The sequence below is a fragment of the Microbacterium keratanolyticum genome, assembly GCF_016907255.1.
Taxonomy (GTDB): Bacteria; Actinomycetota; Actinomycetes; order Actinomycetales; family Microbacteriaceae; genus Microbacterium; species Microbacterium keratanolyticum.
The window spans coordinates 1,671,305-1,685,251 of the sequence record NZ_JAFBBQ010000001.1 but is presented as its reverse complement, the minus strand read 5'-3'; the positions used below and the strand labels follow the sequence as shown (position 1 = coordinate 1,685,251).

The following is a 13,947-nucleotide window of genomic DNA, read 5'->3' as shown; positions in this document are numbered from 1 at the left end:
GTATCCGATCGAGAAGGGCGTGAATCATGACCGACACCACAGACCGCGAGAAGATCGCCACACTGATCAAGAAGTTCCGCTTCGCCATGCTGACCACGAAGCATGCGGATGGAAAGCTGGTCGCGCATCCGCTCACCGTCCAAGAGGCGGAGTTCGACGGGGATCTCTGGTTCCTCGTTTCGAAGAGCTCCTCCCCGGTGAAGGACCTCGCTGCGGACGCAGAGGCCAACGTCTCGATGAGTTCTGACGATGCCTGGCTGTCGCTGTCGGGCACCGCATGGCTGAGCGACGACCGGGAGAAGATCAAGGACCTGTGGAACCCGTTCGTCGAGGCGTGGTTCCCCGAAGGACCGGAGGATCCGGACATCGGAATTCTGCGTTTCGCCGCCGAGTCGGCCCAGTACTGGGATACGCCGGGCGGAAGGATCGCGTCGGTCTTCAGCCTGGTGAAGGCGAAGCTCACCGGTGAGACCTATGACGGCGGAGAGAGCGGCAAGGTCGAGCTCTAGATTTCGCCGGAGGGGCGACGGTGCGCGAGCACCGTCGCCCCTCCGTATGCGTTCAGCAGCCCGCGGCCTTGGGGTCCTCGTCGCATGTGCGGTCGACAAGCGCGGTGCGAGCTTCGAAGATCTGGATGCTCTGCGACGCGGGTGGCCCGGCGACGGTGCCCTCCACCGGCAACCAGCCGAATCCGAAGTTGATACGGGCCGTGTAGTCGACGGTGATGCTCGCCGTGTACGTGCCGCGGTCGAGGTAAACGTGGCTCGTATCGGTCGGCGTGAACTGCGCGAGTCCGAGGGACTCCCAGGATGCTCCGCCCGTGGCGTGGCTTGCGGCTGCGCCGTCGCCGTAGTCGAAGTCATACTCGACCGGCGTGAATTCGACGCTGATCAGACGGTTGAAGAGGGTCGCCTCGACGACCGTCGTCCGGGCGTTCGCCACGAAGTTCGTCGCCAGGCCTGCGACGCCGAGGTTGTTGGGCTCAGCGGCAATTGTGCTGTCCGACGGAACGAAACGCACCAGGTCGCGAATCGTGATCACCGGGAGCGGGTCCTCGCCGGGCTGGGGACAGTACATGTTGGGACTCAGATTGTCGGAGCCCCGGAAGCAGTCCTCGGGATCGAAGGGCACGACCGCCGGAGGCCCAGCCTCAACCTCGTTGCCCGAACCGTCGTCGTCACCGCCTGAGCCGCCGTCGTCGCCAGGGCTTCCCGGGCCACCCCCGGTGTCCTGCTCGCCGCCGACTCCGAGGCCGTCATCGTCAACGCTGATACCTGGGCAGTAACCAAGGGCCTGCTTTACGACAGTTGGGCACGAAACCGACTTCAACTCAGCGGGCGCTGGTGCCGCGACGACCGCCAATACGTATGCCGTGATCAAGACGGTGGACAACTCGGATCCTCCATCTCACTCGTTTCCGAAACGACCCACTGCTTCCGGTACAAGACCATGACAACTTCAAGCGCATACCGCTTCGGTCTCGTCGAGGGGACGATCGACGTGCCGCTCGAATCCACGAACGTCGTTGCGCTGATGTTGATACACGACCATGCGGTCAAGCTCTCGCCCACTTTGTAGGCCTGAGGGCGGAACCACTCGACTTCGGCCCTTCCGCCGCGAACGATGCCCTCTGCCCCGAACTCCGACACAGCTTTCCGTTCCAACGCGAAGTTCTCCGGCGTCGAGAGCTCCGCGAGTGGCTCGAGCGTGACGAGATCCTGATAGTTCAGATTGTTGAAAACCTCGTTGTACGCCCGATAAGTCTCCTCCGCCGCCTTGAAGGCTTCTTCCTCGCTGGCGAACACGGCGCTGGGCGTCGGTTCCGGCTCTGCCTGCGGGGCGCACCCGCTGATCATGCCCAACGCGACGAGCAAGAGGGTGAACGCAACGACGGGGCGTGTGCGGGTGATCATCCGTCCACGGTAACCGCGCAGCATCCGCCTCATCCGGAGTTTTCCACAGCCCACTCACCCGACACGGAGCGCTCCGACATGAGAGGAGACTTCGGTCGGTTCTGCGCTCGGAGAACCGACCAAGCCTCCTCTCAGGTGATCACGTCAGTTACGCGGCGACGTCGACCACCCAGGTGACTCCGAACCGGTCCGTCAGCATGCCGAAGCCTGCCGACCAGGCTGAGGCGGTGAGGGGTTCGATGATGTTCGCGCCGTCAGCGAGCGCCTCCCACGACGCGGTCGCCTCCTCCAACGAGTCCGCGCGCAGCGACTGGAAGAACGCGCGATCGGTGAACGTCATCCCGTTCTCCCGACGGGTCGAGCCCGCCACGCTCGCGACATCCACGCTCGCGCCGTCGCCGCCAGGAACGTCGTACGCCATGAGCCGCACGGCGCCGTTCAGCACCCCGAAAACGACGCCATCGGCGCCAGGCGTTCCCGCGGGCGCGCCGAAGTCGCCGTAGGTGGCGATCGACAAGTCCCCTCCGAAGACTCGCTGGTAGAACTCGAGTGCCGCCCGAGCGGTGCCGCGGAAGTTGAGATGAGTAGTGGTCGTCAGCGCCATGAGAGGGCCTTTCGGTTGATCCCGTCGACGAGCGGATGCTGCGTCACAACCCACGTTCCCAACAGAAGCGGCCTGTTCCTGTCCGCTACTTCACGCAGAATGAGACCATGTCCGGTCCGACTGATCGCCTCCTCGCGCTGCTGTCTCTCTTGCAGGCTCGACGGGAGTGGCCGAGTCACGTCCTCGCCGAGCGCATGGAGGTGAGCGCCCGCACCGTGCGACGCGACGTCGAGCGCCTGCGCGCCCTCGGCTACCGCGTCACCTCCGGCAAGGGTCCGCACAGCGGGTACACGCTCGAAGCCGGGTCCGAGCTTCCGCCCCTCCTCTTCGACGAGGCGCAGGCCGTCGCGATCGCCGTGGCTCTGCGCAGCATCCCCTCCAGCGGCATCGACATCGATGAGGCTGCATCCCGCGCACTCGCCACGGTGCGTCAGGTGATGCCCTCGCGTCTGCGTCACCGCGTCGACGGCATCCAGTTCACCGACTCCTCGGCGCAGGCACGTGTCGACCCCGCCGTGCTCGAAGCCGTCGCCGCCGCCGTGCGTGCTCAGCAGATCCTGCGGTTCGACTACGGCGAGGCATCCGACCGACCGCCGCGACGCACCGAGCCGCACGACGTCGTCGCTCGCGCGGGCCTCTGGTATCTGATCGCGTGGGATCTTGAGCGCGAGGACTGGCGCATCTTCCGGATGGATCGGATGCTGCCGCGCACACCAGCAGGGCCGCGCTTCACCCCGCGCAGCCTGCCGTCACCCGATGCCGAGACGTTCCTCGCGGCACGGTCAAAGGGCTCGGCATCTGAGAACCGGTGGCCGTGCACCGGCACTGTGCGAATAGAGCTGCCCCCGCAGGCCGTCGCCCCGTGGATCGGCGACGGACAGCTACGCGCCGTCGGCGACGCATCCACAGAGATCACCATCGGATCCTGGTCGTGGGCCGGCGTTCTCGCCCAGGCAGCCCGCTTCGACGCGCCCTTCCACATCGTCGGGCCGGAGCCGCTTCGCGCATCCGCCGCCGCTCTCGCCGCGCGCTTCGCGGACGCCGCGCAACCCACGCGTCACGCCCAGTTCGCGCCGGTAGACTGAACCTGCCCCGCCGGCCCTTTCCCTTGGAGTGCGCGTGACCACCCCCGAAGCATCCGTCAAGAAGCATGTTCCCGACTCTGTCTCGAACGCGATCGCCACTCCGGAGAAGGAGCAGCCGTACGCCGCGCTGGGCCTGAAGCCCGACGAGTACGCGCGTATCAAGGAGATCCTCGGCCGCCGCCCCACCTCGGGTGAGCTGGCGATGTACTCAGTCATGTGGTCGGAGCACTGCTCCTACAAGTCGTCCAAGAACTACCTGCGTCGCTTCGGCGAGAAGGTGTCGGATGAGATGCGCGAGCGCCTCATGGTCGGCATGGGCCAGAACGCCGGCGTCGTCGACATCGGAGAGGGCTGGGCCGTCACCTTCAAGGCCGAGTCGCACAACCACCCGTCGTTCATCGAGCCCTTCCAGGGTGCGGCAACGGGCATCGGCGGCATCGTCCGCGACATCATCTCGATGGGCGCACGCCCGGTCGCCGTCATGGACGCCCTGCGCTTCGGGGACATCAACCACCCCGACACGGCGCGCGTCGTGCACGGCGTGACCAGCGGCATCAGCTTCTACGGCAACTGCCTCGGCCTGCCGAACATCGGCGGCGAGACCATCTTCGACGGCGTCTACCAGGCCAACCCCCTCGTCAACGCGCTCGCGGTCGGCGTCCTGCGCCACGAAGACCTCAAGCTCGCCAACGCCACGGGCGTCGGCAACCTGGTCGTGCTCTTCGGCGCACGCACCGGTGGCGACGGCATCGGCGGAGCATCCATCCTTGCCTCCGACTCCTTCGACGACGGCGGCCCCACCAAGCGCCCCGCGGTGCAGGTGGGCGACCCCTTCGCTGAGAAGGTGCTCATCGAGTGCTGCCTCGAGCTCTACAAGGCCGAGCTCGTCGAGGCCATCCAGGACCTCGGTGCCGCCGGCATCTCCTGTGCGACCAGCGAGCTGGCCGCCAACGGCAACAGCGGCATGAAGGTCTCGCTCGACAACGTGCTGCTGCGCGACCCCACGCTCACGGCCGAGGAGATCCTCATGTCGGAGTCGCAGGAGCGCATGATGGCCATCGTCTCCCCCGAGAAGATCGACGCCTTCATGGCCGTCGTGAACAAGTGGGAGGTCGAGACCAGCGTGATCGGCGAGGTCACCGGCGACGGACGCCTCACGATCGACTGGCAGGGCGAGCGCATCGTCGACGTCGACCCGTCGACCGTGGCTGTCGACGGCCCGGTCTACGACCGTCCGGTCGCCTACCCGACGTGGATCGACGCACTGCAGGCGGATGCTGCCGAGAACCTTCCCCGTTCGAACGACCCGGAAGAGCTCAAGGAGCAGTTCCTCGCGCTCGTCGGTTCGCCGAACCTGGCCGACACCAGCTGGATCACCAACCAGTACGACTACTACGTGCTCGGCAACACGGCCCTCGCCTTCCCCGATGACGCCGGCATGATTCGCGTCGACGAAGAGACCGGCCTGGGCTTCGCGATCTCGACCGACGCCAACGGCCGCTACTGCCAGCTCGACCCGTACGCGGGCGCACAGCTCGCGCTCGCCGAGGCGTACCGCAACGTCGCCGTCACGGGTGCCACCCCCACCGCGATCACCGACTGCCTCAACTTCGGCTCCCCCGAGAACCCCGAGGTCATGTGGCAGTTCGGGCAGACCGTCGATGGTCTGGCGGACGGATGCTTCCAGCTGGGCACCCCCGTCACCGGTGGAAACGTCTCCTTCTACAACCAGACCGGCGACACCCCGATCCACCCGACCCCGCTCGTCGGCGTCATGGGAATCATGGAAGACGTCTCGCGTCGCATCCCGTCGGGCTGGCAGGACGAGGGGCAGAACATCTACCTGCTCGGCACCACCTCGACCGAGCTCTCCGGCTCGGCCTGGGCCGACACCGTGCACAACCACCTCGGCGGCCTGCCCCCGAAGGTCGACCTGGCGGCCGAGCGTCGCCTCGCCGGTCTCATCGGCGCAGCGCGCGACGAGTGGCTGATCTCCTCGGCACACGACCTGTCCGAGGGCGGCCTCGGCCAGGCCCTCGCCGAGGGCGTCATGCGCTTCGGCGTCGGAGCACGCGTCTGGCTGACCGAGCTCATGGAGCGAGATGGTGTGGATGCCGCATCCGCCCTCTTCTCCGAGTCCACCGGCCGTGTCATCGTGACCGTTCCCCGCGAAGACGACGTGAAGTTCCGCGGTCTCTGCGAAGGCCGGGGCTACCCGGTCCTGCGCATCGGCGTCACCGACAGCGAGCCGCAGCTCGAGATCCAGGATGTCTTCACGGCATCCGTCGCCGAGCTGCGCGAGACCTCGAAGGCCACGCTCACCGCCGCCTTCGGCCCGACCGTCACCGAGCCCGTCGCATGAGCGACCTCAGCGAGGACTACGGCGACCTCGGCGACAAGCGCAACCGGCGCATCCGCATCGTCGCATGGGTCGTGATCGCATCGCTCATCCTCGTCGGCGGCGGCGCGACCGTGCTGACGCTGATCTTCGGCTGATTCGCAACACATAAGAAGGCGGGCATCCCTGAGGGGTGCCCGCCTTCTTCGTAAGATCAACTCCCCAGATCGCCGCACGTCACGGTCGCGATCCGCTGCGCAGAGTCGCGCACGACCATCAGCCGATGGCCACGCCTTCGCCGACCTGCGCGCGGACGCGCGCCAGGCTGTGCGGGTCGTCCGCCAGCTCCGATGCGATCATTCCCAGCAGAGCTGCGATCGGATCCTCGGATGCTGCGCGCCGGGCGAGCTCGTCGGCGGCGACGTCGTCGATCGCGTGCCCCCGCGCGAGTTCATCCCGCACGAAGCGGATCCATGCGGCGATCACACGAAGACCCGCATCGCCCGCACCACCCGCAGCCCGCGCGCGCAGTATCGGGTCGGCGATCCGAACGCGCAGCTTGACGCTGCCGTCTGCGGCGATCTGGCGCAGCTGATGGACGATCGCCGGATTCTCGAACCGGGCCACCAGGGCTGCCCGGTACTCATCGACGGCGAGCTCGGCGTCGAACGTACGAAGGATCGACTCGTCGAGGTCCCACAGATCGTTCACCATCGATGCGCAGATCGGGTCCGCCATCGCGCCGGCGACGGTGTCGTGCCCACGGAGTATCCCCGCGTAGGCGAGCAGTGAGTGCGCCCCGTTCAGCATCCAGAGCTTGCGGCTCTCGAAGGGTGCGAGCTCCTCAACGAATTCCGCTCCCGCGGTCTCCCACGACGGACGGGCCGCTCGAAACTCTCCGCTGAGGATCCAGCTCGAGAACGGCTCGGTGACGACCGGGGAACGATCCACGTACCGGCAGTTCTCCTCGACGATGGCGAGGTCGCGCGTGGTCGTGCGCGGTGTGATCCTGTCGATCGACGTCTCGATCCAATCGACGCCGGCATCCAGCCATGCGGGCACAGAACCGTGTACGACCGTCGCGACACCCTCGATCGCGGCGCGCGCTGCTGCCCCGTTGCCCGGCAGGTTGTCACAGGAGACCACGGCGATGATCGCGTCGTCGCGCAGAGCGAACCGCCCGTCCAGCGCCCAGAACAGCCGCGCCGGCATCGTCCGAAGCGCGCCGTCGGGCACTCCACCACCGCGCGAAGCCGCCTGCAGCGTGGCGATGTCTGCACGAACATCGGCATCGCCCGGGTCGAGCGTGCCGTCCGGCCCCAGCCGGTATCCCTTCTCGGTCACGGTGAGCGTCACGACCGTCACTGCGGGGTCGCTCACCAGCCGCCGCAGCGCCGTCGTCTCCGATGCATCCCGTGTCTCGACGATGGAGCCGATGATCTCGAAGCGGTCGTGCGCGGCTCCGCGCTCGACCAGGGTGTACACGCCATCCTGCTCTGCGAGCACGCGCGCCGTCTCGGGACCGCGACCGGTGAAAGCAGCGATCCCCCACTCGGAGGCATCCGCAGCGCGGGCCGTGTACCAGGCCTGATGCGCGCGGTGGAAGGCCCCGAGACCCAGGTGGACGATCCGCACGGGCGGACGGGAAAGGTCCCCCCGGCGGAGCCGAGGGGACCCGAGAAGCGCTGCGCTCACTTCATTCCCGTCGTCGCGATACCCCGCACCAGGTACTTCTGGCCGAAGAGGAACGCCAGGAAGACCGGGATGATCGAGACGATCGACATCGCGAACAGCGGACCCCACGAGCTCTGCCCCTGCGAATCGAGGAACGCACGCAGTGCGGGCTGCACCGTGTAGGACTCGGGCGAGGTGAGGTAGATCACCTGGCTGAAGAAGTCGTTCCACGTCCAGATGAAGGTGAAGATCGCCGTCGTCGCGAGCGCCGGGGTCATGAGCGGCAGCAGGATCTGCGTGAAGGTGCGGAAGTGCCCGCACCCGTCGATGCGCGCCGCCTCGTCGAGCTCGCGGGGCAGACCGCGGATGAACTGCACCATGAGGAAGATGAAGAAGGCATCCGTCGCGAACAGCTTCGGGATGATCAGCGGCAGCACCGTGTTCACCCAGCCGACCGAGTTGAACATGATGTACTGCGGGACGATGATCACCTGCAGCGGCAGCATGATCGTCAGCAGCATGAGCCCGAACATCCACTTGCTGCCGCGGAACGTCAGCCGGGCGAACGCATAGGCCGCGAGCGAGCAGGAGATGAGGTTGCCGACGATCGCACCGAGCACGACGACGGCGGAGTTCAGCAGGTATCGACCGAAGGGGTGCGAAAGCGCGTCCCAGCCGAGCGTGTAGTTCTCGAGCGTGAACCCCTCCAGCGAGAGGCCCGGCGAGCTGAAGATGTCCTCCGTGGGGCGGAACGAGCTTACGAGCATCCAGAGCAGTGGATACAGCATGAGCAGTCCCAGCAGCGAGAGACCGACGTGCTTGAGCACGGATCGGACGCGCGATCCCGCGGTACGTGTGATGCGCATCGGGCGCGGATCCGTCGACCCCGTGACGATCAGCTGCGTTGCCGAGCCTTCGCCGTCAGCGCCTGTTCTTACGGTCTCAGTCTTCATAGAACACCCACCATTTCGAGATCCAGAAGTTGAGAGCCGTCACCGCAGCGACGATGAGCAGCAGCAGCCAGGCCATCGCCGAGGCATAGCCCATCTGGAAGCCCGGGAAGCCCTTCTGGTAGAGGTACAGCGTGAAGAACAGCGTGGCGTCCGAGGGGCCGCCCGTACCGTTCGAGACCACGAAGGCCTGCGTGAAGGTCTGGAATGCGCCGATGATCTGCAGCACCAGATTGAAGAAGATGATGGGCGACAGCAGCGGGAGCGTGATGGCGCCGAATCGACGCAGCGGTCCTGCGCCGTCGACCTGCGCGGCCTCGTAGTACATGCGCGGAATGTTGCGCAGCCCCGCGAGGAAGATCACGAGCGGGGAGCCGAAGGTCCAGATGTGCAACAGGATGAGCGTGCCCAGCGCCGTGTCGGGACTCGCGATCCAGCTGGCACCCTCCACGCCGAACATCGCGAGCACCTGGTTGACGAGTCCGTCGGCGCCGAACATCTGCCGCCAGAGCACGGCGATCGCGACGGAGGCGCCGAGCATCGACGGCAGGTAGAAGGCAGAGCGATAGAACGACATGCCGCGCATACCGCGGTCGAGCAGCATCGCGAGCGCGAGCGCGACGATCAGCTGCAGAGGCACGGCGACCGCGACATACGTGAAGGTCACGCCGATCGAGTGGTGCAGGCGCTCGTCCTGCAGCATCATCTCGTAGTTCTTGGTGCCGATCCAGGTGGGCGGCTGCAGCAGGTTGTACTGCGTGAAGGAGAGGAAGAACGACGCGATCACGGGCCCGATCGTGAAGGCGAGCATGCCGATGATCCACGGCGCGAGGAACCCGTAGGCGGCGAGGGAGTCCCGCCACCCCCTCCCGCGCTTGGCGCGGGAGGGGGTGCGAGTGAGGGTGGTGTCTGTCACGAGAGGATCCGTCAGCCGGCGGCCGTCAACAGGTCGCTGAGTTCGGTGTGCACGCGCTCGGATGCTTCCTTGGGGCTCAGCGTGCCGAACAGCACGTCCGAGATGCCGCGCTGGATCACCTGGTCGTACGTCCCGCCGCCGACGGCGGGGACCGACGGCGCCGTGCCGAGGGCGTCGGCGTTGTCGACCGTGAAGGCGATGAGCCGCTGCTCAGGGTCGCTGACCTTGTCGGCGATGTACTCGCGGATGCTCGTGTTCAGGGGCAGTCCGCGCTCGGCGAGCAGCTCATCGGCTGCCGCCTCATCGTTGAGCAGGAAGTCGATGAGCTTCGCGGACTCGACAGGATGCTTGGTGCCCGCGGAGATCGCGTAATACATCGCCCCGCGGAGGTACAGGCCCGATTCCTTGCTGTCGGTCGGCATGCGCAGCAGATCCAGCTCCGATCCGAGCGATCCTTCGATCGTGGTCAGCAGGTTCGACCAGGCGAAGCCCATCGCGCTCTTGCCCGTGGCGATGCCCCACTGATCGGGCGAGAGCACCATCTGCTCGGTGATGACCGAGGCCGCAGGCGCGGCGCCCGAGGTCGAGAGCTCGGAGACGAGCTCGAAGAACCCGGTCAGGCCGTCCTTGTCGAATCCGACCTTGCCGTCTGCGGTGAACAGCGAGTCGCCGTGCTGCAGCAGCCAGGCGTTCGTCACCGGGTCTCCGATGATCGAGTCGGTGCCGACAGCGCCGACACCGGCCTTGGTGAGGTCCGCCGCGACCTGCACGTAGTCCTCCCACGACCAGGTGCTGTCGTCCGGCATCTCGATGCCCGCGGCTTCGAAGAGCGCCGGATTGGCGAGCACCGCCGGGAAGTTGGCTCCCGCCTGCAGCGCGTAGAGCTTTCCGTCCACCTCGCCGCTCGCGACGCCGCCTGCGTCGAGACCCGAGAAGTCGATCTCCGCGCGATCATCGAGCGGCAGGAGCACCCCGCGACCGGCGTACTCCGCAAGGTAGGCGTCGCTCATCTGCATCACGTCGGGGGCGTTGCCGCCGGCGGTCTGCGTTGCCAGGCGATCCCAGTAGCCACCCCAGTCGCCGAACTCGGCCTCCACCGTGATGCCGGGGTTGGCCTCCTCGAAGGCATCGATCGCCGCCTGCGTGGCCGTGTGGCGTGCATCCGAACCCCACCAGGCGAAGCGCAGCGTGACATCGCCGCCTTCTTCCGTGGCGGGTGTCGAACCGCCCGCGCAGCCGGCAAGTGCCAGGCTCACTGCGGTCACGCCTGCGAGAGCAATGCTGAGTCGTGCTGTGCGCTTCATGCTTCTACCTCCGTTGGTAGCGGTGGTGGAAGAATCCACCACCGGGTGGGTATGGTGTCGGGATTTCAGATGAGAGAGACGGCACGGCCGGTCTCGGCCGATTCGTAGATGCCGAGGACGGATGCCAGCGCGCGGCGGCCGTCCTCGATGCCGATGGCCGGCGCGCGGTTCTCGGCGATGGCTGCGAGAACGTCGACGTACTGTGCCCGGTGCGCCCAGTCGATCGTCGACCAGCCGTCGGGAGCCGAGTCTTCGATCACGACCTCGTCGTCGGCGAAGCGCATCGTGAGGCGCCCGTCGGCGATCGTGGCTGATCCTTCCGTGCCGAACACCGACAGCCGAACACCGCTTTCGGGGAAGGCCGCGGTCGAGGCGAAGGCGGTGCCGACCGCCCCGGAGCGGAACGCGATCGCCGCACCGACGACGTCTTCGACCTCGATGCGCTCATGCGCCACGCATGCGGATGCCGCGCTGACGCTCGCCGGGTCGCCGAGGAACCAGAGGAGCAGGTCGAGGGCGTGCACGCCCTGGTTCATGAGAGCGCCACCTCCGTCGTACTCCCGGGTACCGCGCCAGTCGCCGGAGTCGTAATACGACTGGGCCCGGAAGAAGGGCGACTCGACGGTTCCACCCGTGAGCTTCCCGAGGCGTCCGGCGTCGATGGCCTCCCGCAGCGCCTGTGCGGTGGGGAGGAACCGACGCTGACTGACGACGCCGACGACCCGATCATGCAGTCGCGCCGCGTCGGCCAACCGCGCAGCAGCCTCGAGCGTGATGTCGACGGGCTTCTCGACGAGTACGGGGAAGCCGCGTTCGAGTGCGGCGATGGCGAGATCGGCGTGGCCGGCGCTCACCGTGCAGATGCTCACGAGGTGGGGAACGTGATCGCCGAGATCATCCAGTGATGTGGCGACTCGCGCCCCTCGCGGTGCGGCGAGAGCCTGCGCCCGGTCGACGTTCGAGTCGATGACCGCGCTGACCCGCGCGCCGTCGATCGAATCGATGAGACGCGCGTGCACGCCTCCGATGAATCCGGCTCCGATGATGGCGATGTCGATCATGCGGTGTGCTCCCAGGTGAGTTCGATCCCACCGGAGCGGGCGCTCTGCTCGGCGAGCAGGGCGATGCGGGTGGCGAGAATCGCGTCGCTCGTGGCCTCGGCCGCGCGCTCGCCCCCGGCCAGCAGGGCGTCGAGGGCGTCTTCTGCGGGACGACGGCCGGCGTCGAGGGCCACATCGTGACGTGCCTGCGTCGCGGTGGTGAGTTCGCAGCGCCCACGGCCCCAGTAGAGCTCCGCGGTGCCCTCGGTGCCCACGACGCGCATGCGGTAGTCGCCGTGGATCTCGGAGCCTGCGGGAGTGAGCCAATCGACTTCCGCACTGAGCACAGGGCCACCGATGTCACCGAACGAGACTGTCGCTCCGCCCTGCAGGTGGAATCCGGTGTCGATCTGCGGACCGAGCCAGCCGCGGACGGTTCCGCGGGTGGCGCCCGTCACCTGCAGCGCGATGTCGACATCGTGCACGAGCAGGTCGGCGAGGATGCCGCCGTAGCGGGCGGGATCGAGGAACCAGGGAGCGCGCACGTCGCGCAGGAGCTTATGCGGCGCCCATGACGAGAAGGCGACGGGCCGGCCAATTTCTCCTGAACGAAGCGCCGCCTGCAGCGCGAGCGTCTCTGGGTAGGTGCGCTTCTCCAGCATGAGGGCGACGTGCCGCCCGGTGCGCCGGCAGGCCGCGACGATCTGGTCGAGTTCGTCGAGGGCGATGCACAGCGGCTTGTCGCAGAGCACATCGGCGCCGGACTCGAGGGCGGCGATCACGGTGGCGGCGCGCTCGCTGTACACACCGGCGCAGACGACGATCTCCGGGCCGAGCGCGAGCAGTGCGTCGAGCGACTCGGCCACGGGTGCACCGAAAGGCTCGGCGATGCGCGCCGCCGCGTCACGGTCTGCGTCGAAGACGCCGAGCAGGGAGAGGTCTTGTCGCGCCCGCAGCTCTGCGGTGGCGTAGTCGACGTGGGAGTGGGCCACGCCGGCGATCACGATGCCTGTCATGTCGGCATTGTGTCATGCAACCGGTTGCAGTGTCAACGTGCGTGTTGACGCACCGCCGAGACACTCGCCCGATGCACCAGATGGCCCGCGATCGCGGTGCGCTGCTCCGGGTGCTCGCCATCGATGAGCGCGAGCAGCGTGTCGAGCGCGGCCGCACCACTCGCCGCCGAACCACCGGAGATCGTCGTGAGCGCCGGGAACGTCGTCGCCGCGAGCACATCGTCACACCCGATGACGCTGAAATCCGCGGGCACCTCGCGACCGAGCGTTGCGAAACCGGCGAGCACCCCATGGGCGATGACATCATCGAAGGCGATCGCCGCCGTCGCCCCCGTCGCGATCATGGAGCCGACGCACTCGCGACCCGCCTCGTAACTGGGGCGCCCGAGTTCGAGCACCGAGAGCGCGAGCCCCGCATGCGCGGCGGCCTGCACGACGGCGTCCCGGCGCTGCTGATCCGCCCATGACTCGGGCGGACCCGCGAGGTACGCGATGGCCCGATGCCCGAGGGCGATGAGCAGTTCGACTGCTTCGCGCACACCGGTCGCCGCATCGACCAGAACCCGATGCACGCCCGGAATGTCGCGATTGATCAGCACCGTGGGCACCCGCTCGGCGAGCTCGCGGATCTGCGCATCGGGAAGGCGCGGGGAGGCGAGCACGAAGCCGTCCACCTGCTTCTCGAGCCGGTCGACCAGGACTCGCTCACGCGAGGCGCTCTCGTCGGTGTCGCCGAGGAACACGGCGAGCTCGGCCCGCTCGGCCCCCGACTCGACAGCCCGGACGAGCGGCGGGAAGAAGGGGTTGGCGATGTCGGGAACGATGACCGCGATGTTCGCCGTGCGCCCGGTCGAGAGTGCGCGCGCACGGGGATCCGCCGTGTAGCCGAGCTCCGCGGCGATCCGCCGGATGCGCTCGACGTTCTCTGGCCTGATCAGCTCGGGGCGGCTGAATGCGCGGGAGGCGGTCGACTTTGACACACCCGCGGCCGCGGCGACATCGGCCAGGGTCGCCCTGCCGTTGCGTTTCGAGGTCATGCGTCAACGATAGTGGGGATTCCACAGATCCGGACTTGCGCTTGCAACCGGTTGCACTATTGTTGTGTCG

General features: G+C 67.4%; 14 protein-coding genes. 4 read left to right on the top strand and 10 right to left on the bottom strand.

What is annotated here, in order from left to right:
• Positions 1 to 26: 26 nt before the first annotated feature.
• A complete protein-coding gene (locus JOD62_RS08045) occupies positions 27 to 509 on the top strand; it encodes a pyridoxamine 5'-phosphate oxidase family protein (RefSeq protein ID WP_204938771.1) in 483 nt (160 codons plus the stop codon).
• Between the two features lie 52 nt (positions 510 to 561).
• Here the strand turns inward: JOD62_RS08045 and JOD62_RS08040 are convergent, their stop codons facing one another.
• The 3 genes from JOD62_RS08040 to JOD62_RS08030 all read right to left on the bottom strand — a co-directional run bounded on the left by JOD62_RS08040 (position 562) and on the right by JOD62_RS08030 (position 2,517).
• Complete coding sequence (locus tag JOD62_RS08040) at positions 562 to 1,392, bottom strand: hypothetical protein (protein WP_204938770.1); 831 nt, start codon at positions 1,390 to 1,392, stop codon at positions 562 to 564.
• Positions 1,377 to 1,913 carry a hypothetical protein gene (locus JOD62_RS08035; protein WP_204938769.1) on the bottom strand — a complete coding sequence of 179 codons (537 nt, stop codon included), beginning with the start codon at positions 1,911 to 1,913 and terminating at the stop codon, positions 1,377 to 1,379. Before JOD62_RS08035 ends, JOD62_RS08040 begins: the two co-directional genes overlap by 16 nt.
• A gap of 148 nt (positions 1,914 to 2,061) precedes the next feature.
• On the bottom strand, positions 2,062 to 2,517 hold the full coding sequence (locus JOD62_RS08030) for a VOC family protein (RefSeq protein WP_204938768.1): 456 nt from the start codon (positions 2,515 to 2,517) through the stop codon (positions 2,062 to 2,064).
• A gap of 107 nt (positions 2,518 to 2,624) precedes the next feature.
• On the opposite strand from JOD62_RS08030, the gene JOD62_RS08025 reads away from it, so the two are divergent.
• From JOD62_RS08025 to JOD62_RS08015, 3 genes are read left to right on the top strand one after another with little or no spacing between them, the layout of a single operon-like run.
• A complete protein-coding gene (locus JOD62_RS08025) occupies positions 2,625 to 3,602 on the top strand; it encodes a helix-turn-helix transcriptional regulator (protein WP_204938767.1) in 978 nt (325 codons plus the stop codon).
• 34 nt (positions 3,603 to 3,636) lie between these two features.
• Complete coding sequence (gene purL, locus JOD62_RS08020) at positions 3,637 to 5,964, top strand: phosphoribosylformylglycinamidine synthase subunit PurL (protein WP_204938766.1); 2,328 nt, start codon at positions 3,637 to 3,639, stop codon at positions 5,962 to 5,964.
• A complete protein-coding gene (locus JOD62_RS08015) occupies positions 5,961 to 6,098 on the top strand; it encodes a hypothetical protein (RefSeq protein ID WP_204938765.1) in 138 nt (45 codons plus the stop codon). The genes purL and JOD62_RS08015 overlap by 4 nt, the downstream gene beginning before the upstream one ends.
• A 118-nt stretch (positions 6,099 to 6,216) precedes the next feature.
• Here JOD62_RS08015 and JOD62_RS08010 read toward each other — a convergent pair whose 3' ends face one another.
• The 7 genes from JOD62_RS08010 to JOD62_RS07980 form a co-directional block, all read right to left on the bottom strand.
• Positions 6,217 to 7,575, bottom strand: a complete 1,359-nt coding sequence (locus JOD62_RS08010) for a mannitol dehydrogenase family protein (protein ID WP_271171482.1) — start codon at positions 7,573 to 7,575, stop codon at positions 6,217 to 6,219.
• A gap of 56 nt (positions 7,576 to 7,631) precedes the next feature.
• Positions 7,632 to 8,480 carry a carbohydrate ABC transporter permease gene (locus JOD62_RS08005; RefSeq protein ID WP_239527110.1) on the bottom strand — a complete coding sequence of 283 codons (849 nt, stop codon included), beginning with the start codon at positions 8,478 to 8,480 and terminating at the stop codon, positions 7,632 to 7,634.
• Between the two features lie 76 nt (positions 8,481 to 8,556).
• A complete protein-coding gene (locus JOD62_RS08000; RefSeq protein WP_271171481.1) occupies positions 8,557 to 9,480 on the bottom strand; it encodes a carbohydrate ABC transporter permease in 924 nt (307 codons plus the stop codon).
• An 11-nt stretch (positions 9,481 to 9,491) separates the two neighbouring features.
• A complete protein-coding gene (locus JOD62_RS07995; RefSeq protein WP_204938762.1) occupies positions 9,492 to 10,784 on the bottom strand; it encodes an ABC transporter substrate-binding protein in 1,293 nt (430 codons plus the stop codon).
• Between the two features lie 65 nt (positions 10,785 to 10,849).
• A complete protein-coding gene (locus tag JOD62_RS07990; RefSeq protein ID WP_204938761.1) occupies positions 10,850 to 11,845 on the bottom strand; it encodes a Gfo/Idh/MocA family protein in 996 nt (331 codons plus the stop codon).
• Complete coding sequence (locus JOD62_RS07985) at positions 11,842 to 12,840, bottom strand: Gfo/Idh/MocA family protein (RefSeq protein ID WP_204938760.1); 999 nt, start codon at positions 12,838 to 12,840, stop codon at positions 11,842 to 11,844. The genes JOD62_RS07990 and JOD62_RS07985 overlap by 4 nt, the downstream gene beginning before the upstream one ends.
• Positions 12,841 to 12,872: 32 nt before the next feature.
• Complete coding sequence (locus tag JOD62_RS07980; RefSeq protein WP_204938759.1) at positions 12,873 to 13,877, bottom strand: LacI family DNA-binding transcriptional regulator; 1,005 nt, start codon at positions 13,875 to 13,877, stop codon at positions 12,873 to 12,875.
• Between the last annotated feature and the right edge of the window lie 70 nt (positions 13,878 to 13,947).

Excerpts from the sequence above, each read along its gene's own strand:
- JOD62_RS08045 (WP_204938771.1), top strand. The coding sequence starts at position 27 with ATGACCGACACCACAGACCGCGAGAAGATCGCCACACTGATCAAGAAG.
- JOD62_RS08035 (WP_204938769.1), bottom strand. The coding sequence starts at position 1,913 with ATGATCACCCGCACACGCCCCGTCGTTGCGTTCACCCTCTTGCTCGTC.
- JOD62_RS08030 (WP_204938768.1), bottom strand. The coding sequence starts at position 2,517 with ATGGCGCTGACGACCACTACTCATCTCAACTTCCGCGGCACCGCTCGG.
- JOD62_RS08025 (WP_204938767.1), top strand. The coding sequence starts at position 2,625 with ATGTCCGGTCCGACTGATCGCCTCCTCGCGCTGCTGTCTCTCTTGCAG.
- JOD62_RS08015 (WP_204938765.1), top strand. The coding sequence starts at position 5,961 with ATGAGCGACCTCAGCGAGGACTACGGCGACCTCGGCGACAAGCGCAAC.
- JOD62_RS08005 (WP_239527110.1), bottom strand. The coding sequence starts at position 8,480 with ATGCGCATCACACGTACCGCGGGATCGCGCGTCCGATCCGTGCTCAAG.
- JOD62_RS07995 (WP_204938762.1), bottom strand. The coding sequence starts at position 10,784 with ATGAAGCGCACAGCACGACTCAGCATTGCTCTCGCAGGCGTGACCGCA.
- JOD62_RS07990 (WP_204938761.1), bottom strand. The coding sequence starts at position 11,845 with ATGATCGACATCGCCATCATCGGAGCCGGATTCATCGGAGGCGTGCAC.
- JOD62_RS07985 (WP_204938760.1), bottom strand. The coding sequence starts at position 12,840 with ATGACAGGCATCGTGATCGCCGGCGTGGCCCACTCCCACGTCGACTAC.
- JOD62_RS07980 (WP_204938759.1), bottom strand. The coding sequence starts at position 13,877 with ATGACCTCGAAACGCAACGGCAGGGCGACCCTGGCCGATGTCGCCGCG.